This window comes from Acinetobacter sp. Q186-3, assembly GCF_013420655.1.
In the GTDB taxonomy this organism is placed as follows: Bacteria; Pseudomonadota; Gammaproteobacteria; order Pseudomonadales; family Moraxellaceae; genus Acinetobacter; species Acinetobacter indicus.
Genome location: NZ_VOXS01000022.1, coordinates 1 through 18791, shown reverse-complemented (window position 1 = coordinate 18791; position 18791 = coordinate 1). Strand labels below are relative to the sequence as shown.

At 46.3% G+C, this 18791-nt stretch carries 23 protein-coding genes and 1 rRNA gene; 15 read left to right on the top strand and 9 right to left on the bottom strand.

Annotated features, from left to right (window positions below; all coding sequences use genetic code 11):
* Window positions 1-76 precede the first annotated feature (76 nt).
* Entirely contained in the window at window positions 77-631 is a 555-nt protein-coding gene (orn, locus tag FTT64_RS13165) for an oligoribonuclease (RefSeq protein WP_005182297.1), read from the bottom strand.
* 124 nt (window positions 632-755) lie between these two features.
* Between orn and rsgA the strand changes: the two genes are divergently transcribed.
* From rsgA to secB, 4 genes are all read left to right on the top strand, one after another.
* Window positions 756-1814, top strand: coding sequence for a small ribosomal subunit biogenesis GTPase RsgA (gene rsgA, locus FTT64_RS13160; protein ID WP_104472792.1), 1059 nt, complete (start codon window positions 756-758; stop codon window positions 1812-1814).
* 96 nt (window positions 1815-1910) lie between these two features.
* The gene (locus FTT64_RS13155; protein WP_163169950.1) at window positions 1911-2318 is read left to right on the top strand and encodes a rhodanese-like domain-containing protein; all 408 of its coding nucleotides are present in this window, start codon (window positions 1911-1913) and stop codon (window positions 2316-2318) included.
* Between the two features lie 20 nt (window positions 2319-2338).
* On the top strand, window positions 2339-2596 hold the full coding sequence (grxC, locus tag FTT64_RS13150; protein WP_005182284.1) for a glutaredoxin 3: 258 nt from the start codon (window positions 2339-2341) through the stop codon (window positions 2594-2596).
* A gap of 40 nt (window positions 2597-2636) precedes the next feature.
* Window positions 2637-3095, top strand: a complete 459-nt coding sequence (gene secB, locus FTT64_RS13145; protein ID WP_005182282.1) for a protein-export chaperone SecB — start codon at window positions 2637-2639, stop codon at window positions 3093-3095.
* 73 nt (window positions 3096-3168) lie between these two features.
* On the opposite strand, the gene coaBC is transcribed toward secB, so the two are convergent.
* The gene (gene coaBC / locus FTT64_RS13140) at window positions 3169-4443 is read right to left on the bottom strand and encodes a bifunctional phosphopantothenoylcysteine decarboxylase/phosphopantothenate--cysteine ligase CoaBC (protein WP_127800596.1); all 1275 of its coding nucleotides are present in this window, start codon (window positions 4441-4443) and stop codon (window positions 3169-3171) included.
* Window positions 4444-4556: 113 nt separating this feature from the next.
* Between coaBC and radC the strand changes: the two genes are divergently transcribed.
* Together radC and FTT64_RS13130 are read left to right on the top strand one after the other, a co-directional pair.
* On the top strand, window positions 4557-5252 hold the full coding sequence (gene radC, locus FTT64_RS13135) for a DNA repair protein RadC (protein ID WP_163142828.1): 696 nt from the start codon (window positions 4557-4559) through the stop codon (window positions 5250-5252).
* Between the two features lie 70 nt (window positions 5253-5322).
* The gene (locus FTT64_RS13130; protein ID WP_005182277.1) at window positions 5323-6234 is read left to right on the top strand and encodes a bestrophin family protein; all 912 of its coding nucleotides are present in this window, start codon (window positions 5323-5325) and stop codon (window positions 6232-6234) included.
* 49 nt (window positions 6235-6283) lie between these two features.
* On the opposite strand, the gene FTT64_RS13125 is transcribed toward FTT64_RS13130, so the two are convergent.
* Entirely contained in the window at window positions 6284-7159 is an 876-nt protein-coding gene (locus FTT64_RS13125) for a PHP domain-containing protein (RefSeq protein ID WP_016659548.1), read from the bottom strand.
* A gap of 44 nt (window positions 7160-7203) precedes the next feature.
* On the opposite strand from FTT64_RS13125, the gene FTT64_RS13120 reads away from it, so the two are divergent.
* From FTT64_RS13120 to mnmC, 4 genes are read left to right on the top strand one after another with little or no spacing between them, the layout of a single operon-like run.
* Entirely contained in the window at window positions 7204-7815 is a 612-nt protein-coding gene (locus FTT64_RS13120) for a septation protein IspZ (protein ID WP_005182273.1), read from the top strand.
* A 31-nt stretch (window positions 7816-7846) separates the two neighbouring features.
* Window positions 7847-8149, top strand: coding sequence for a YciI family protein (locus FTT64_RS13115; protein ID WP_163146136.1), 303 nt, complete (start codon window positions 7847-7849; stop codon window positions 8147-8149).
* Window positions 8150-8154: 5 nt separating this feature from the next.
* Window positions 8155-8637: a hypothetical protein gene (locus tag FTT64_RS13110; RefSeq protein ID WP_005182267.1), complete on the top strand. Its 483-nt coding sequence runs from the start codon at window positions 8155-8157 to the stop codon at window positions 8635-8637.
* Between the two features lie 30 nt (window positions 8638-8667).
* Complete coding sequence (gene mnmC, locus FTT64_RS13105; RefSeq protein WP_180182470.1) at window positions 8668-10545, top strand: FAD-dependent 5-carboxymethylaminomethyl-2-thiouridine(34) oxidoreductase MnmC; 1878 nt, start codon at window positions 8668-8670, stop codon at window positions 10543-10545.
* A gap of 187 nt (window positions 10546-10732) precedes the next feature.
* On the opposite strand, the gene FTT64_RS13100 is transcribed toward mnmC, so the two are convergent.
* Window positions 10733-11047: a rhodanese-like domain-containing protein gene (locus FTT64_RS13100; protein ID WP_005182260.1), complete on the bottom strand. Its 315-nt coding sequence runs from the start codon at window positions 11045-11047 to the stop codon at window positions 10733-10735.
* A 91-nt stretch (window positions 11048-11138) separates the two neighbouring features.
* On the opposite strand from FTT64_RS13100, the gene FTT64_RS13095 reads away from it, so the two are divergent.
* Together FTT64_RS13095 and FTT64_RS13090 are read left to right on the top strand one after the other, a co-directional pair.
* Window positions 11139-11627, top strand: coding sequence for a YajQ family cyclic di-GMP-binding protein (locus FTT64_RS13095; protein WP_005182257.1), 489 nt, complete (start codon window positions 11139-11141; stop codon window positions 11625-11627).
* A 28-nt stretch (window positions 11628-11655) separates the two neighbouring features.
* Entirely contained in the window at window positions 11656-12162 is a 507-nt protein-coding gene (locus FTT64_RS13090) for a DUF4442 domain-containing protein (RefSeq protein ID WP_016659551.1), read from the top strand.
* A 65-nt stretch (window positions 12163-12227) separates the two neighbouring features.
* Here the strand turns inward: FTT64_RS13090 and FTT64_RS13085 are convergent, their stop codons facing one another.
* The 3 genes from FTT64_RS13085 to FTT64_RS13075 form a co-directional block, all read right to left on the bottom strand.
* A complete protein-coding gene (locus FTT64_RS13085; protein WP_171525181.1) occupies window positions 12228-12596 on the bottom strand; it encodes an acyl-CoA thioesterase in 369 nt (122 codons plus the stop codon).
* Between the two features lie 71 nt (window positions 12597-12667).
* Entirely contained in the window at window positions 12668-13099 is a 432-nt protein-coding gene (trxC, locus tag FTT64_RS13080; protein WP_016659552.1) for a thioredoxin TrxC, read from the bottom strand.
* Window positions 13100-13996 carry an alpha/beta hydrolase gene (locus tag FTT64_RS13075; protein WP_075168316.1) on the bottom strand — a complete coding sequence of 299 codons (897 nt, stop codon included), beginning with the start codon at window positions 13994-13996 and terminating at the stop codon, window positions 13100-13102.
* Between the two features lie 124 nt (window positions 13997-14120).
* On the opposite strand from FTT64_RS13075, the gene FTT64_RS13070 reads away from it, so the two are divergent.
* Together FTT64_RS13070 and FTT64_RS13065 are read left to right on the top strand one after the other, a co-directional pair.
* Window positions 14121-14456: a TIGR01244 family sulfur transferase gene (locus FTT64_RS13070; RefSeq protein ID WP_005182227.1), complete on the top strand. Its 336-nt coding sequence runs from the start codon at window positions 14121-14123 to the stop codon at window positions 14454-14456.
* The gene (locus FTT64_RS13065; protein ID WP_163146140.1) at window positions 14449-14871 is read left to right on the top strand and encodes a beta-lactamase hydrolase domain-containing protein; all 423 of its coding nucleotides are present in this window, start codon (window positions 14449-14451) and stop codon (window positions 14869-14871) included. The genes FTT64_RS13070 and FTT64_RS13065 overlap by 8 nt, the downstream gene beginning before the upstream one ends.
* Before the next feature lie 152 nt (window positions 14872-15023).
* Here the strand turns inward: FTT64_RS13065 and FTT64_RS13060 are convergent, their stop codons facing one another.
* Window positions 15024-17024, bottom strand: coding sequence for a hypothetical protein (locus FTT64_RS13060; protein ID WP_168381899.1), 2001 nt, complete (start codon window positions 17022-17024; stop codon window positions 15024-15026).
* Window positions 17025-17175: 151 nt separating this feature from the next.
* On the opposite strand from FTT64_RS13060, the gene FTT64_RS13055 reads away from it, so the two are divergent.
* Window positions 17176-18564, top strand: a complete 1389-nt coding sequence (locus FTT64_RS13055) for a dihydrolipoyl dehydrogenase (protein WP_168397044.1) — start codon at window positions 17176-17178, stop codon at window positions 18562-18564.
* A 119-nt stretch (window positions 18565-18683) separates the two neighbouring features.
* Here FTT64_RS13055 and rrf read toward each other — a convergent pair.
* A 5S ribosomal RNA gene (rrf, locus tag FTT64_RS13050) occupies window positions 18684-18791 on the bottom strand; the annotation flags it as partial.

The window sequence follows — 18791 nt, the reverse complement described above, 5'->3', positions numbered from 1 at the left end:
AGGCCCAAAGCCTCTTCTTAAGCGCTGTGGATACGCTCGTCCCCATAGTGCAAATAGATGGATGATGAACAGATACTTATTTATTCATAATAAAGAAATATTCACGATAGTATTTCAGCTCGGCAATCGAGTCACGGATATCATCCATGGCCAGGTGAGAGGCATTTTTCTTTAAGCCGCTCATGATTTCCGGACGCCAGCGTTTGGCCAGTTCTTTAACAGAAGATACATCCAGATTACGGTAATGGAAGAACTGCTCCAGCTCCGGCATTAACCGGTGTAAAAAGCGACGGTCCTGACAGATCGAGTTACCGCACATCGGCGAGGTTTTTGGATTGACCCATTTTTTCAGGAATTCCAAGGTTTGCTGCTCGGCATCCTGCGCGCTCAGTTTACTGCGACGTACACGCTCAATTAGCCCCGACTGACCATGCTGACGCGTGTTCCATTCATCCATGGCATTTAAAATACGATCTGATTGATGCACGGCCAGTACCGGACCTTCCGCCAGAATATTTAAATGATCGTCTGTCACAATGGTGGCAATTTCAATAATCTGATCATTATCGGTATCTAAACCTGTCATTTCCAGGTCAATCCAAATTAAGCGGGTATCAGGCGTGCTGCTCATAAATGTGCAATCTTATTCGTCTTAAAAACGGCTATAGTAGCAAATTTCTGTGTTCTTGGGTGTCATTCTGCCCGTGCTTCATGCTATTTTTGCACTCCAGATTTCATGGTTTTTTAGGATATGAATGGCTTTAATTCGTAAGCGTCGCCTGACTGAACAGCAACAACGCCGCATTCAGAAACAGCAGCAAACCCGGCAGGAAGATATAGACAGCTCCAATGATCTGGAAGGTCTGGTGGTGCAGCATTATGGACGCCAGCTGGAAGTACAAGCCCTCTCCGTGCCGGAGCAGCATCCTGAAAAACCCGTGGTGGCCGAAGGTGAACCTGAACCGTTCTGGAAACCGATTGAACTGGGCAGCATCTGGCGCTGTCATACCCGTACCAACCTGGAATTACTGGTTACCGGTGACCGGGTTAAATGGCAGGCCGATCCAAATACCGGTCTGGGCATTATTAGCGCGATTCATCCGCGTCAGTCTTTACTCACGCGCCCGGACCGTTACCACAAAGTCAAACCGGTGGCGGCCAATATCTCGCTGATTGTGATTGTGTTTGCACCGCTGCCAGAACCAGCACCGGGTCTGATTGACCGCTATCTGGTGGCCTGTGCCGATGCCAATATTCCGGCGCTGCTGATCCTGAACAAATCCGACCTACTTACCGAAAATGATCCGATTCTGGATTTACTGCAAGAATACCGCAATTTGGGTTATGAAGTGATGCAGACCCAGTCCGATGCAGATCTGACCGAACTGTCCAACCGTTTAAAAAATGAAACTGTGGCCTTTGTCGGTCAGTCCGGTGTCGGTAAAAGCACCCTGATTAATGCCATCGTGCCGGAAGCGGCGCAGAAAACCAATATCATCTCAGAAAACTCGGCCTTGGGTCAGCACACCACCACCTCCACCCGCTTAATTCCGTTTGGTGAAGGTTCGGCGCTCATTGACTCACCGGGCATCCGTGAATTTGGCCTGTGGCATTTGACGACTGAAAAAATCCAGCAGGGTTTTCCGGAAATTGAAAATCTGCTCGGTCACTGTCAATTCCGTAACTGTACCCATAAGCACGAAAAGCAATGTGCCTTGCGTCAGGCGGCGGCAGCGGGTGAGATTTTAACGCGCCGGCTCGACAGTTATTTACGTCTGATTGATGAAGTCAACGAAGCCCAGCAAAAAAATTAGTTTAATTGCAACCCGACCCTTGAAGCGGTGATTTTGATCACCATATTTATAGGCTATACTCTGTGACAATTTTTGAAATTGTAATTTAGGTGACTTGTGGAACGTTGGTTCGAGTTTATGGGGAATCACCCCTTCTTGTTTGGAACACTGGCAGTTTTGGTGGTTTTATTCTTCATTTTGGAAGGCCAACGTAACGGGCGTAAAATTTCCCCACAATCTTTAGGGATTCTGGTGAAAGCCAAAAATGCCATGCTGATTGATTTACGTGATGCCAAAGACTTCCGTGAAGGCCATATCAGCGGCAGCCGCAACATTCCTTACAGCAAAGTTTCAAGCCATATTGAAGAGTTAAAAACCGCTGACCGTCCATTGGTATTTATCTGCAATTTAGGTCAAATTGCCGGCACTGCCCTGCAACAGGTGGGCCACGCAGATAGCTATCGTCTGGATGGTGGGATCAGTAACTGGAAAGCACAAGGCTTACCTTTAGTAAAAAGCAAATAATCCGCTTAAGGAGATTAGCAATGGCTGAAGTAACGATTTATTCAACAACTGTATGTCCATATTGCGTACGTGCAAAACAGCTTCTTGAGCGTAAAGGCGTTGTCTATAAAGAAATCAATTTATCCAACGAAGCACCAGAAGTCCGCACTGAACTGATGCAGCGCACCAACCATCGTACTGTTCCACAAATTTTTATTAATGAGCAGTTCATTGGTGGTTTCGACCAGCTTTACGCCCTTGAGCGTGAAGGCAAACTCGATGACTTACTGGCGTCATAATTTCAGTTAATTTTCTGTTCATATTTTTAAGGAATAAATAATGAGTGAACAACAACAAGCTCAACCACAATTGGCATTAGAGCGTATTTATACAAAAGATATTTCTTTTGAAGTTCCAGGGGCACAAGTATTTACCAAAGAATGGCAGCCTGAACTGAATATCAATCTGTCGTCTTCTGCAGAAAAGATTGATCCAACCCACTTTGAAGTGTCTTTAAAAGTTGTTGTTCAAGCCAACAATGCCGGTGATACAGCATTTATTGTAGATGTCACTCAAGCAGGTATTTTCCTGATTGATGGCGTAGAAGAAGAACGTCTGCCGTATATTCTGGGTGCCTACTGCCCGAACATCCTGTTCCCGTTCTTGCGTGAAGCAGTGAATGATATGGTTACCAAAGGCAGCTTCCCGCAATTGCTGTTAACACCAATCAACTTTGATGCTGAATTTGAAGCCAACATGCAACGCGCACAAGCCGCTGCTGCAGAAGGTCAGGCTTAATTGTATTCAGGCATTTAAGTCCAGCACGAAAAAGCCCTGCACTTGCAGGGCTTTTTTATTTGTTCTGACAGGATCAGAAGGCTTCATCCTGCGCCGGATCATGGTGCAAGGCATCATGAATGGCTTCGACCAGCTGCTGGGCAATTTCCTGCTTGGAGGCTTTCTCCAGATCGCGTTTTGGCAGATGATAGCCTTCAGCAAAGAACACCGTCATGGCATTTTCATCAGAGGCAAAACCAATGTCTGCACGGGACACATCATTGCAGGCAATCATATCCAGTTTTTTCGCTACCAGTTTACCAGCCGCATACTCTTCGACATTGCGCGTTTCAGCAGCAAAGCCGACCATAAACGGACGTTTTTCCTGCTGCGCGATAGTCGCCACAATATCCGGATTCTTGATTAAGGCGATATCCAGTTCATCTCCGGATTTTTTGATTTTGTGCTCTGCAACTTCAGCCACGCGGTAATCGGCAACCGCAGCGGTGGCAATAAACACATCACAACCTTCATCGAGCAACTGCATACTGGTGTCCAGCATCTGCACGGCTGAAGAGACATTAATACGGCGGACCCCGTTTGGTGTATCCAGACTGACTGGCCCGGCAATCAGCGTGACTTTGGCACCGGCTGCGTAACAGGCTGCTGCCAGGGCAAAGCCCATTTTCCCGGTACTATGATTGGAAATATAACGTACCGGATCAATCGCTTCACGGGTTGGCCCGGCGGTAATCACCACATGCTTGCTGGCCAGCAGACCAAATTTTTCAGCAATCGCACGCTGCGCTTTATGGAAATAATCGGTGACCTGACGCGCTAGCTCTTCCGGCTCAGGCATACGGCCCAGACCGACATCACCACAGGCTTGTGAGCCGGATTCCGGCATAATCACATGCACGCCATCGTCTACCAGCGTCGCCAGATTGCGCTGCGTAGCTTTGGCCGCCCACATCTGCTGATTCATGGCCGGTGCCACCCAGACCGGGGCACTGGTGGCCAGATATAAAGTCGATAACAAGTCATCTGCCAGACCGGCGGCAAATTTGGCCAGGGTGTCACAGCTGGCCGGTGCAATCAGCACCAGATCGGCCCAGCGTGCCAGTTCAATATGCCCCATGCCGGCCTCGGCTTCCGGGTCCAGCAACTGGGTATGCACCGGATTGCCCGACAACGCCTGAAAGGTCAGCGGTGTAATAAAGGCTTGTGCCCCTTCGGTCATCACCACCCGGACGTTAAAGCCAGCGTCCTTTAAACGGCGAACCAGAATGGCACTTTTGTAGGCGGCAATACCGCCAGTAATACCCACAATAATATTTTTATTAGGAATGACACTTAAATCAAAACTCACGAACAGCTTACCTTTCTGTTGCAGTGGGGCTCACAATAGCATTAAATATTGTCATTCCCAAGACATGTCTGGGCGAAATCCATAACAATTCATCACCAATAAGTCTAATAACAATGAACTTCAGTATTAAACATTGGCCGGAACAGGAGCGTCCGCGTGAACGCCTGATCCAGTACGGCGCGCACAGTCTTTCCGATGCCGAACTGCTGGCTATTTTCCTGCGCTCCGGCTCCCAGCAGTACTCTGCCGTTGAACTGGCCCGTCATTTATTACAGGCCTTTGGCAGCCTGAATGCGGTACTCGATGCCGCCCTGCCCGATTTAAGCCAGTTTCATGGCATGGGTCCAAGTAAATACAGCCAGCTGATGGCGGTCAAGGAATTGGGCCGGCGCTATACCGCCCAGCATTTGCAGCAGGACAAACTGGAACTCAGCTCCTCCCGGCTGCTACTGGACTATTTACGCTTTGAACTGCTCGGTGAAACTCAGGAAGTATTTGCAGTATTGTGCCTGGATGCGCAGCTGCGCAAAATCTGTTTTAAGAAACTGTTTTTTGGCGCGCTCAATTCATGTGAAATTTCGATCAACCAGCTGCTACGCTTTGCCATCCAGAAAAACACTACGGCGCTGGTGATCAGTCATAATCATCCTCAGGGACAGCCACAGCCCTCACCAGCCGATTTACAATTGACCCAGCGCATCCAGCAGGCCTGCCAGCTGGTTGATATCCGCCTGATTGATCATTGTATTATTGCTCCCGAAGGCAGTTTTTCCTTTGCTGAACATCAACTCATCGAGTCGACATTTTAAGCAGCGCAACATATTGACAAAAACCCGGCCAGCACAGAAGATCATGAAAAACTTAAGCTGATTCCCAGACATGATTGTACGTGACCAACCGAGCGTATTTAGGCTGTTATTTTCCTGGCGAGGTACCATCTTACCGAAGGTGTTACCACCTTTGGGCGTGGTCATGTTGCTGTCGGCGATTGTCGGCGGCCTGTCCTATGTCGGGTATTTTCACTTCTCTGATTTCCCCCTGATCGGCTTTACCTTAATTGGGGTGGTGCTGTCGATTTTCCTTGGCTTTAAAAATTCGGCCTGTTATGACCGCTGGTGGGAAGCCCGCAAACTGTGGGGCATGTTAATTGCCAATGCGCGCCATTTTGACCGCGACTGCCGGATGCTGGCCCAAGGCCGCCGGGAACGGGTGATTCAGCATGTGATTGTGTTTGCCAATGTGTTGCGTGACCGTCTGCGCCATCAAACTGCCAATCCGACTGAACTGGTAGAAACCAGCGGTATGAGCCAGCAGGCCGTAACCCAGCTGTATCAACAGGCCAATGCGCCGCAATATACCCTCAGCCTGATTCAATGGGAACTGATGCAGGCCCTAAAAGAAGGTGAAATTTCCGATATTATTTACAGCCAGATGAACCAGCATGTGATGGAACTCAGCCTGGTGCAAACCGGTTGTGACCGGATTGCCACCACCCCGCTGCCGTTTGCCTATTCGGTATTGCTAAACCGTACCGTGTACTTTTTCTGCTTTATGCTGCCGTTTAGCTTGGGCTCGACGCTGGGGCTGGCGACACCACTACTGGTCGGGATTCTGGCTTATACCTTCTTGGGGTTGGACGCCCTAAGCTCGGAAATTGAAGAGCCATTTGGTACGCAAAGTAATGACTTGCCTTTAGATGCGATGGTGCGCACCATTGAAATCGAATTACTCTCGACTTTGGGGAAACCGACACCACCACCAATTCAGGCACAGGACAATAACCTGCTCTAAAGCAAAAAACCTCAGCCCAGCTGAGGTTTTTTTTGATGCTGAAATACGTTTACGCAGTCAGCGCCGGTGATGGATTGACAAAACTTTCCCAAATTCCGACCTGCCCCGGTTTCAGGCTGGGAATATTGCCCAGTTTCATCCACGGCATATTTTCACCATGAAAATCGCTACCGACCGAGACTTTTAAGCCATGCTCGGCAATCATCCGGTCCACCATCTGCCGGGTAGAACTTGGATCAATCGCCGGCGGCAACTCGACGGCATCTCCACCAAATTTGGCAAAAATTTCAATCAGGTAACGGATATTGGTCGCCGACAGATCATAACGGGTCGGATGCGCCAGCACCGCAAAACCGCCACTGGCATGAATCACCTGAATAGTTTCCTCCAAGCCCAAGCCTTCAAATTTCACATAGGCTTTTTTGCCTTCTTTAATGTATTTATCAAAGGCCTGCTGCGGCCGACTAACATAGCCTTTTTCCACCAGGGTTTTGGCAATATGGGTACGGGTCACCCGATCCGGGACATTATCTACCTTGGCAATCACATCGGTATAAATATCTTCACCAATCAGCGGAATTAGCAGCTCGCAAATCTGTTTGGAGCGCGCAGCACGAATATTTTTTTGCTGGGCCAGTAGTGCCGCCATCGGCGCCGGATTTTGCATATTCAAGGCCACAATATGCACAGCATAGCTTTTTTTGGTCGCCGGACGTGACCACTGGCTGGAAATTTCCACGCCAGATATGAGCTTAATCCCGTGATTTTTCGCTGCTTCCTGAGCCAGTGCAATTCCATCCATGCTGTCATGATCAGTCAATGCCAGCGTATGGATCGACAGTTCAGCTGCTGCTGCAATCAATTGCTGCGGACTTAAAGTTCCATCAGAAATATTGCTATGTGTATGTAAATCTACGCCGTGCATCTCTATACTATGACATTTATTTGATCAGATTTAGATACTCTAACATGAAAGCACTTTTAGACTTTGTGCCACTCATTATTTTCTTTTATTTATATAAAACTGTAGATCCAAAAGATACCCACCATCCTTTGCTGCAAATGATCGGCTCTGCTGGTGGTGTGGATAACAATAATATTCTTGTAGCCACCACCGGTCTGATCATTTCCATGTTAGTGGTGTATGGTGCGCTATTTGTGTCGCAAAAATTCCGTTTGGACAAACAACAGTGGATTGTGCTGTTTATGACCGTGATTTTTGGTGGCATTACCCTGATGCTGAGCGATGACTTCTATATTCGCCTAAAAGCTGTCTTGCTGAATCTGGTCTTTGCTGGCGCCTTCCTGCTGTCGCCGTGGTTCAGCAAAGATCGTAAGCCATTAATCCAACGCCTGTTTGGTCCGGTGTTCAATTTAAGCGACAAAGGCTGGATGAAATTGAACTATGCCTGGGTCGGGATGTTTCTGCTAATGTCCTTCCTGCACGGCTTCTTTGCCTATATCTTTATGGGTGGAAAATACTGGGGAGAATTCACTGCTTTTGGTGACATGATTGTGATGTTTTCCTTTATCATTATTCAGTTTATTGTATTGCGTAAATACTTTAAAACTGCCGAATAAATCCTTCAGTCCGCTTGAGCGAGAATACCTTATGCCTTTATTTGTGGTGACCTGTACCGATAACGAAGGAACCGTCGAAAAACGTCTGGCCATTCGTCCGCAACATCTTGAACGTCTGCAACAGCTGGATGATGAAGGCCGTCTGATTGTCGCCGGTGCGATGCCGAAAGATCCGGCCAATCCACAAGTGGGTTTTTATGGCAGTACCATTATTGTCGATTTTGATTCTCGTGAAGCCCTTGATGCCTGGCTGCAAGATGAGCCATTCCTGAAAGCAGGCGTCTATGGCCAGATTGAAGTCAAACCTTTTAATAAAGCATTTCCTAAAGGATAAGCTGCATGCGCGTTGTTGTCCCGAGTCTACTGGGTCTATCCTTCTTCTGTTCTGCACTGTGGGCCGTTGAACCGGCTGCACCCGCTGCTGTAAATACCACGGCTCAAGTCACGCCAGCGGTCGCAACGCCAGCCAAACCGGCGATTATACCGGCTGTGGCCACCACCACAGCGCCGGCAACGGCCAACCAGCCGCTGACCGCTGAGCAGCTAGCCAAGAATAAAGCGGCACAGGAAGCTAAAATCAAGGCGCTGGTCAAAGATCAGGAAAGCCGCCTGCAACAGCTGGAAAAAGCCAATCTGGAAGCACTGGCGCAAAACCAGGAACTGCAGCTGAAAAATGACAATCTGGGTGTACAGGTTCAGGTCTTACAAAGTGAACGTAGCGCACAGATGTTTCTTTACGGCGCTGCCACGCTGGCTGTCGGCGTATTGCTGGGCTTTTTGGTGGCCAGCTATGTGTATACCAAACGTCGCCGTCAGTGGTAATGTTCTGCTTCATTAAAGGTAATCTGGGTGTTGTCTAATCGCATTCAAACCGCCGATCTCGATTGGCAACATATTGAGGGCATTGATGTCCCGGTATCGAAACAGTTTGGGGATGTCTACTTTTCCAAGGACAATGGCCTGCTGGAAACCCGGCATGTGTTTTTAAACGGTAATGACCTGTCCGAGCTTCTGGCAGCCCTGCAAGATTATGAATATTTCTGTGTCGGAGAAACCGGCTTCGGCACCGGCCTGAATATTCTGGCCTTATGGCAACTGTGGCAACAGGTGCGTCCGAATAATCACAGCCATTTACATGCCATTTCGGTGGAGAAATTTCCGCTTTCCAAAGCCGATTTAATTCGCGCCTTAAATGCCTGGCCGGAACTAAAACCTCTGGCCGATCAGCTGATTGCCCAGTACCCATTACCACTGGCCGGCTGTCATCGCCTGTCGTTTCCGGAGCAGCGTTTTTCTATCGACCTTTGGCTCGGTGATGCACACGATGTCTTTCCGATGATGGCCAAAACCACACAGGTCAATGCCTGGTTTTTAGATGGCTTTGCGCCCTCCTGCAATCCGGATATGTGGGAAGAACAGGTGCTCAATCATATTATTCGCCTGTCAGATGTCGGCACTACCTTCGCTTCCTTTAGTGTAGCCGGGGTGTTAAAGCGAGGTTTAAGACAGCACGGGATTCATATTTCCCGGCCGCGCGGGTTTGGCCATAAACGCGAAATGCTAAAAGGCATCTGGTTAGCGCCAGAAGAACCGCTTAGCCCAGAACGGGAAACTGAACCAGCAACCTCAGTTCCTTCGACCTCTGTACAGCAACGGCATATTGCCATTATTGGTGCCGGTATTGCCGGTTTAAGCATAGCTTGGGCTTTTGCCCAGCGTGGCCATCTAGTTTCTCTGTATGATCAAAGCGCGCCACTGGCGGGTGGCTCAGGTAATCCGCTAGCCCTGCTCAATCCGAAGCTCTGTGCTATTGAACAGAGCCATACCCATTTAATGACCCTGGCCTGGCAACATGCCTTAAATCATTATGCAAAGTTTCAGGCCTTCCGCCCGATTCAGGTCAATCAGCTTGGGCTAAAAAATCCGGAACAGCTGCTGGCACTGGCCGATGAATATCCGCCAGGTATTCTGGAAAAAGATTTAGACGCACAGCTGCGATCAGAATTTCCTGCCCTGCGTCTGCTACAGGCTGGCGCGGTGTCGCCACATCAACTGTGTGCGGAGATTCTGGCGCATGAGCGGATTCAATATCAGCAGGCCAAAATCACCCAGATTCACCCGACAGATCGACCGGAACTGTTCAGTGACAACCAATCTCTGGGCCAGTTTGATCATGTCTTTGTCTGCACAGCCCGTGAATCTGGCCAGTTTTTTGAACATTATCCGCTGTTAAAACCGATTCGGGGTCAGGTCAGCTGGCTGAAGAATACCCAGCAACCGCTGCGTTTAGATAGCGCCTATAGTTATGGCGGTTACTGTATGCAGCTCGATGCAGAGCAGTTGATTTTAGGCGCGTCTTTTTATCCGGGTCGAGATGATGCCGAAGTCTTACGAGAAGATCATGAACATAATCTGGCGCTGATCCGTAGCGTCTTCCCCGACTATGCGGACACCCTGCCTGATCCACACAGCTGGCAAGGCCGTGCGTCAATCCGTGCGCAAAGTCAGGATTATTTCCCGCTGCTTGGAGCACTTGAAACCGGACAGCAAGTCTATAGCCTGACTGGACTCGGTTCCAAAGGTTTTCTGTTTGCACCGCTATGCAGTGAAATTCTGGCCGCACAGATTTTAAATGAGGCCTGCCCGGTGCCGATGCAGGTACTGGAGAAACTTAACATCCGCCGTTTTCAAAAGAAAGCCAAAGCCAAGAAACCGTATTTTAAGGCCTAAGCTAAAAACGTTGTATAGATCGAGAATGATGGCCCGGTTTAGTTTGAAAGATCAGGCTTAGTGTGGAAGTCGAGGAGAGCATTTATTTTCTTCATTTAAAATGCTTGATCATGTGAGAGAGTGTTCTGATCTTTTTTAGTCAATGATAAACAGTGTTCATAAAAAAGCGCCTGACGGCGCTTTTTGATTATTGCCCTTGAACCAAAGGCAAACCAGCATCACGTGCAGCACGGGTACCGCCCATCAGCACCACATATTCACGTGAGCTGTCCAGCTCTTCTAACAATTCAGCCGCACGCGGCGCTTTGCTGCCACCGCCACATAAGATGTAAATCGGTTGATCCGCTGACACCTGAGTCAAGCTATCTGCTGACAAGTTGGCAATTGGCTGATTGACTGCGCCTTGAATATGCGCTTCAGCATAAGCACTTGCATCACGGACATCCCAGATGATTGCATTTTCTGGGAACTCAAATGTTGTAATTTCTTGCTTACGGATCATTGTGCACTCCTTTGATGTAAACAACACTTGGCAAATGAAGAAAACATCCCTAGCATCTCAGATATTCTTTCCATTTGTAAAGGTCTAAACTATGCCATCTTTCGATATTGTTTCAGAATTAGAAATTTTTGAAGTAAATCATGCAGTTCAGAATACTCAAAAAGAAATCGCAACACGTTTCGATTTCCGTGGTCAAGATGTTTCTATCGAACTGAATGAGAAAGCCAAAGAGATCAAAATCAAAACCGAAAGTGATTTCCAATGTGAGCAAGTATATACCATGCTGGAGAATCATTTTTATAAACGTAAGATTGATGTGCAGGCGCTAGACCCGCAAAAAGCCACGGCCTCAGGTAAAAACGTGATTCAGACGGTGAAGCTCAAAGATGGTCTTGACTCTGATACCGCGAAAAAAATTAATAAAGCCATTAAAGAAAGCGGCATTAAAGTGCAATCTTCTATTCAGGGCGACAAAATCCGTGTGACGGATAAAAAACGCGACACCTTACAGCAAGTGATGGCGTTTTTAAAAGAACAGCAATTTGGCCTGCCACTGCAATTTAACAACTTCAAAGATTAAGCTCTTTGCTCCCGCATAGGAATCGATCATGGCACAAGCGAATCGTTTAGCAAAATTAGTCAAAGCGACAGCAAAATTTCCACAGGTGATTCGCACCACTTTGTGGAGCAAAGCCTTTGGCCGGATCGTGCCTATGGTGGGGACAGCCAAATTAAAATATCTCGAAGTCAGTTCGGCCAAAGTGGTGGTGAAAATTGACAATCATAAAGCCATGCAAAACCATATTGGCCAGGTACATGCCTGTGCTATGGCGCTAATTGCAGAAACCGCCACCGGCTTTGTGACCGGCATGAATGTGCCCGATCACTCGATTGTGTTAATTAAAAGCTTTAAAGTTGATTTTAAACGCCCGACGCAAGGCGCCATGACCGCAGTCGCAACGCTGACAGCAGAACAGCAGCACTTGATGCAACACACCGAAAAAGGTGAAACGCTGGTTGCGGTCGAAGTCACCGATGAATCGGGTGAAGCGCCAATTCAATGTGAAATGCTCTGGGCCTGGGTCAGTAAAGATCAGCTTAAAAAAGCCCGTTAACCCGCTTTAAACCATAAAAAAACCCCAGTTTCAGAACTGGGATTTTTGATCTTTGAGTGCACAAATTATACAGCTTGCGATTCCAGATACTTCTGCTTCACTTCCTCGGAAATCTGACGCTTGTTGCCTTTGACATCTACCGCGACAAAGGTAAAGACGCCTTCGGTAACGCGTTTTGCTGCACGTGAACTGTCATGGCTGTCCCAGACTTCAATCTGCATCTGAATTGAGGTGTTGCCCAGTTTCAGGATTTTGGTATAGCAGCTGATCACATCACCCACTTTCACAGGCACCAGAAAGGTCATCTGGTTAATGGCAATGGTGGCACAGCGACCTTGGGTAAAACGCTCGGCATGAATTGCCCCGGCCAAGTCCATCTGCGAAACAATCCAGCCCCCGAACACATCTCCACTCCAGTTGGTATCGGCAGGCATAGCAATGGTTTGAAGAGAGAGCGTCCCTTCCGGTTTTAGTTGAGAATCTGACACATTCGCTCCGGGCGTGATTAAGGGTTTGAAGTTAAGTGCTGATCTAACCACTGTTTCAGTTCGGTCGATCTTAACGCGCCGCTTATTCTAGCAATTTCGGTGGTCTTATTCATCAACACCAGCGTAGGAATACTGCGCACATTAAAGGCACTGCTTAAACGCGGATTTTCTTCAGTATTAATTTTGGCAAAAATTACTTGCGGATATTGCGCCGCAACCTGGGCAAAATGCGGCGCCATCATCTTGCAGGGTCCACACCACTCTGCCCACAGGTCGATCAGGATTGGCAAATCACTGTGCTGGATAAACTGGCTAAAATTCTGCTCATTCAGGTCAATCGGCGCCAGTGGAATTAAAGCCTGATGACATTGTCCGCATGTTGGATGGGCAGTTAGCTTATCCTCCGGAACACGGTTTTTGGCACTACAGGCTGGACAGACAACGATCATTTAGCTTACTCCAATATGCTGATGTAGAAATTCTAATTGAGTCTTGACGGCTTTTTCAAAATATTGGCCATGATAAACATCAAAATGCTGCATATCCCATTCATGATATTGCACATAAGGCGCAATATTGGTGGCTGTTTCACGACTCGATTCAATCGGGATCAGGCTGTCGCGTTTGGCGGCAATAAACAGCACCGGAATATTAATCTGGCGCACATCCTGAATCGGCCGATAACGGATCAGATGAAACAGCGCCCGTGCCGGAATCTCGCCACTCCAGTAAAAATCTGGATGTAAAATCGACAGATAACCTTCATAACTATCCGCCGTCGGTAAGAAACACAGCCCTTTCGGATCAACTACCGGCAAGGTTTTTGGCATTAAGCCAACTTTAGCGCCCATATAATCCTGACTGGAAATTTTTAAGGCACGTGGCAGCTGCTGAATCGGATACAGCTTGGCACTGGCCGCGCCATCTACAAATGGCACCTGCACCATCACTGCTTTTAAATGGTTTAACTGCGAAGCCAAAGTTAAGACATAACCACCACTTAATGCTGTACCCCAGAGGATAATCCGCCGCCCATCCACCGATTGTCGTTCCTGTACATGTGAAATCATGGTACGCCAGTCATCCAGCTGCCGCGACAACGACACCAGCTCGCGTGGTCGCCCGGTACTGCCACCCCAATAGCGATAATCAAACAGCACCACCGCATACCCGGCGCGGGCAAAGCGTTTGGCATATTGCACCAGCTTGAACTGACGCAGGCCGGCCAGACCATGCGCCATTAAAATCACGGCTGGTTTAGTAGGAGTTTTTGGCAGGTAAAAATCGGCAGCAATGACCTCCTGACCGCTTTTGACATAGAGAGGCTCGACAGTATAGGCATGCATGGCTGCTCCAGTGCGTTGTTTTATGGTTGTAATCGTTTATAAATATTTCAGAACAATCTGCGCGAAAATCTGGCTAGTGGTATTATAGAGCATAATATTCAGATATGGATGATGGAGTGGCATTATGAGTGAGCATGTTGGCTTTGCAGGTCAAATTGGCCCGGAACACGTAACCCAAGTGGTTGAAAAAGGCTTTAAATCAATTATTAACAACCGTCCAGACATGGAAGGTGGCCCGGAACAACCGACCAGCGCACAAATTGAAGATGCAGCGCGTAATGCAGGGCTGGATTATGTCTATCAGCCGGTGGTGGCTGGGCAAATTACCGAGTTGGATGTCCGTACCTTTGCCAATCACTTTAATGAATTGCCAAAACCGGTTCTGATGTTCTGCCGTACCGGCAACCGCTCAAACAACTTATATCAACTGGCCAAACAAATGGACCTGTTAGATGACTAAATCGTTGTGGATGGGGATGGTTTTAGTACTCTCGATGACCACGACCTCCCTATGCGTTGCTGCCAGTGATTTTAGCCGTGCGTTAAATGCCAATCTTAGTGTTTCGGGGCAAATGACACCTGAGAAGTTTAAGACCTTGCTGCAAGATGGGTTTAAATCAGTGATTGTGAACCGCCCTGATCAGGAAGCAGGCAACACGGTGAAAGTGAACCAATTACGTGACATTGCCGAAAAATCACGGGTTAGCGTGATTTATCAACCCGTAAGCAGCGGTGCAATTTCTCAGGCCGATGTGCAGGAGTTTGCGAAGTACTATAACGAACTGCCGAAACCGATTTTAATGGTCTGTCGTAGTGGTTCACGTTCGGCAGCCCTATTTAATCAGGCAAAATCTCAAGGTTTGTTGCATGAATAAAGTTGTATTGGTGGTGATATGTGTCTTGGCGCTGAGTGCTTGTAGTTCTATGCAAGTACGCCCAACAGTGGGTGTGAGTGTGGGGACTTCGCTTTAATTTTTAAATTAAAATCCCCATAAAAAAACAGCGCCGAAGCGCTGTTTTTTTTATTTTAACGAATCGTGTATTCTTGTTTTGTAATTTGTCCTGTCGGAGCTGTTACAGTCAAGATTAAACTATCCCCCGAATCACATTCTTTTAAGCGGTATGAATAATTTACTTGTGTACTCGATGCAAATGTTGATGGCGTTAGTAAATTAAACACAGCTGGAACGGTTGCATTACCACTCCATAACTCTGCTGAACATGATTTTTCATTATCTTTAGTATTATCTTCTGCTTGTACGGCTACTGTTGTTCCAGTCGGCATAGGAACAGATTGCGCGCTATTACCAAATAGCTTGAACGTAAAGTTTGTTTTGCTTGTAGTCACAGCTACATCTTTAATTGTTGGCACATCATTACTAAATGAGAAGACTAACTGTTGACGTATTACTGCAGAAAGTTCTGAACTACATGTTCCTGAGATATTTGGTTGAGCAAAAGTACTGACTGCACAGGTATTCCCCACTGCCCCACGTTTATATAAAAACTCACCTAAAGCTGCTTCAAAAATCGTATTCTCATTATCATCACGGAAGAAGTCACCAATATTGCTCGTGAGCTCATCAATACCCGCTGTATATAAATTATCAGAGTTCTTATCAATATAAGATTTATCGCCTTCAACATAAGCTAAAACGGTTACGCGATTATCAACTGGACGTGGGTTCTGAGTCTGTAAAACAACACTACATTCTCCATCAGTTGTTGAACAATTCGGCGTAATACTTCCGCCCTCTGTAACAAAACTTACAACTGTACCATCAGGGACTTTATTACCAACACGATCTCGTAAACGCGCAACAATCGTAGCTTTGTCGCCATCAATATCCCATTGTAATGCATTCTTAGTTACAGATAGACTCAAACCATTTTGTGTAACACGTCCTGTTGCAACAGAAACATCTTTTGTCAATGCTGTAACACTTCTATCACTAGCAAGGGTGGCTTTAAGCTCCACAGGTCCTGGTATGCTACCAGGGAAGATATCTACGACAATCTTACCTTCATCATTAGATTGAATTGTTTTTTCTTTTTTGTTATGCAGTGTAATAAAACTAAGATCATCTGGCGCATAAATCAGCTCAACCAATACAGCTTGGTTCTTAGCAGGCAGATTATTTGAATATACTGTAAATTCAACCTTACCAGATGCACTAGAACCACTATTAGCGGCACCTAACTTAACTTCACCTGAACTATATACAAGTGAATTGGCTTTAATCGGATTAATTGTAATATTCTTAGTAGTCGTCGTTGCACCATTATTTGCACTAATACTAATAACTTGAGTGCCATTACATAATTGGCCTCCGTTAGATATGGCAGTATAAGTTGTTTCAACTAAACCTTGATTTGAGTTTACTGTGTTATTCGTAAACGTTCCACAATCTGAGCTAAAAGTTACTTGCACATTATTTTGTGCAATATTTGTCGAGCTATCGACAGTTTTTAGACTAATTTTAACAGAACCACCTGCATCAATAGTTGAATTATCAAATACAAGATTATCAAACTTAGTTTTCAGAGCTTCAACAGATACAAAGGTATCGCTTGTATTGGCAGTATTACCACCAATTTCTGCATTTGCAGCAATTTTAAAAATACCAGTTTTAGTTTCATCTACAGGCTTAATTCCAATTTTTGCAATTCCATCAGCATTTGAGAGCACTGTAGCATTTGAAGTTTCAAAACTAATATTTTCGCCCGTGAATGTTACTAATGCACCACTTACTGGCTGACCATTTTGGTCAGTTACTTTTACACTCGCACTTGCACCAAGAATTGTTAAAGCTGTAGTTTTTTGATTATTGTTGTCAAAAACTTCAACATTAGTGATATTTAATTTAGCAACTACTGGTGTTTCAATACCGTTATCAGTACCCGAACCTCCACCAGTAGTATTTTCATTTTGGTTATAATACCCGTCACTACCACCGCCACCACAGCTTGCAAGTAAAATAGAAATAGCAATGGCAGACAACTTTAAAGGTGTTTGTTTATTAAACATGAAATCCCCCTAGAACTCTCAATATAGAGAGTTTTTATAAATATTTATTGGGTGCTATGTAACCATAGTTACTGCTTTATGTAAATGAAAGGATGATAAATGTTTTACTTGTGTTAGCCTAAAATTATTTATTATGTGAAGTTATCTACATATGTACGATCTCATCATTATTGGTGCAGGCACAGCAGGAATCACTGCTTATCAAGAAGCCATCAAGCACACACAAAATATTCTTATTATTAATGACGGTTCTTGGGATACGACCTGTGCCCGAGTGGGCTGTATGCCCAGTAAAGTGCTGATTTCTGCTGCACATCGCCTACACGATTTGCAAGAAGCAGATAAAGTTGGTCTCAACATCAAAGCCCAGGTCGATACCACACAGGTGATGCCGCATGTCCGCGCTTTACGTGACCATTTCACCCAGGCCACTTTAAAAGAAGTTGAAAGCTGGGATGCACAACACAAAATTCAAGGCAAGGCAGAGTTTATTGATGCTCAAACCGTACAGGTGAACCAACAGCAATATCAGGCCAAAGCCTTTATTCTGGCTGTCGGCTCTACTCCAACCTATGACGCTGAATGGAAGCAGCAGCTCGGTGAACGACTGATTACCTCAGATCAAATCTTTGAACTAGACGCCATCCCTAAATCTTTAGCCGTGATTGGCAGTGGTGTCATTGCACTGGAGCTGGCTCAAGCCATGCAAAGGTTGGGCTGTGATACGACAATATTCGCACGAAGCCGTCGTGTTGGTGCCCTGACCAGCCCTGATCTACAACAACTCGCCCAAGAACTTCTCAGCAATGAATTAAAGATTAAGTTTGAAGTCTTACCGCAAAAAGTGGAAAAGGTAGGCAATCAGGTCAAACTTGAGTTTAGCGAGCAAGGTCAAACGCAGCACCTTATGGTTGATTATGTACTGGTGGCCACCGGCCGTCGTAGTCATTTAGATTCGCTGAATCTACAACAGATTGACTCTCAATTTGGTAATCTTAAAGAGCTACCGATTGATCCACAAACCAAACAGCTAGGCAATTATCCAATTTTTGTGGTTGGTGATGCACATACCTCTACCCCCATTCAGCATGAAGCAGCCCATGAAGGCCGAGGTGCAGTGCATAACTGCCTTAATTATCCAAAACTGAAGAGTTTAAAAGACTTAACACCGCTGAGTATTGTGTTTAGTCAACCGGAAATGGCAATTGCTGGCCAAAGCTATAAACAGCTTAAAAACAAGAACAGCGACTTTGTGATTGGAAAAGTGTCTTATGAGCGCCAAGGTCGGGCGATGGTTCTGGCTAAAAATAAAGGCGCTGTCGAAATTTATATTGATAAACGTACACGCCAGTTATTAGGCGCAGAACTCTTTGTAAAATCTGCCGAACATTTTGCCCATACTTTTGCTTGGCTGATTGATGAAGGGGTAACGTTAGATGAACTTCTTGCTAAGCCTTTCTATCATCCGACGCTTGAAGAAGGTTTAAGAACGGCTTTAAAACATGCTCGCCGACAGTTGAGAAATCAAGAGGAAGGTTAATCTTCTCTATTTTTCTCATTTCACTATCATTTTGATTCTACTTATCTTTATTTCTCACACAAATTCCCTGCATAAAAAAATCCCCCTGCTGTTTAAGCTCGGGGGATTTTGAATTAATGAGCTGGCGATGACTTACTCTCACATGGGTAACCCCACACTACCATCAGCGCTAAGAGGTTTCACTTCTGAGTTCGGGAAGGGATCAGGTGGTTCACTCTTGCTATTGT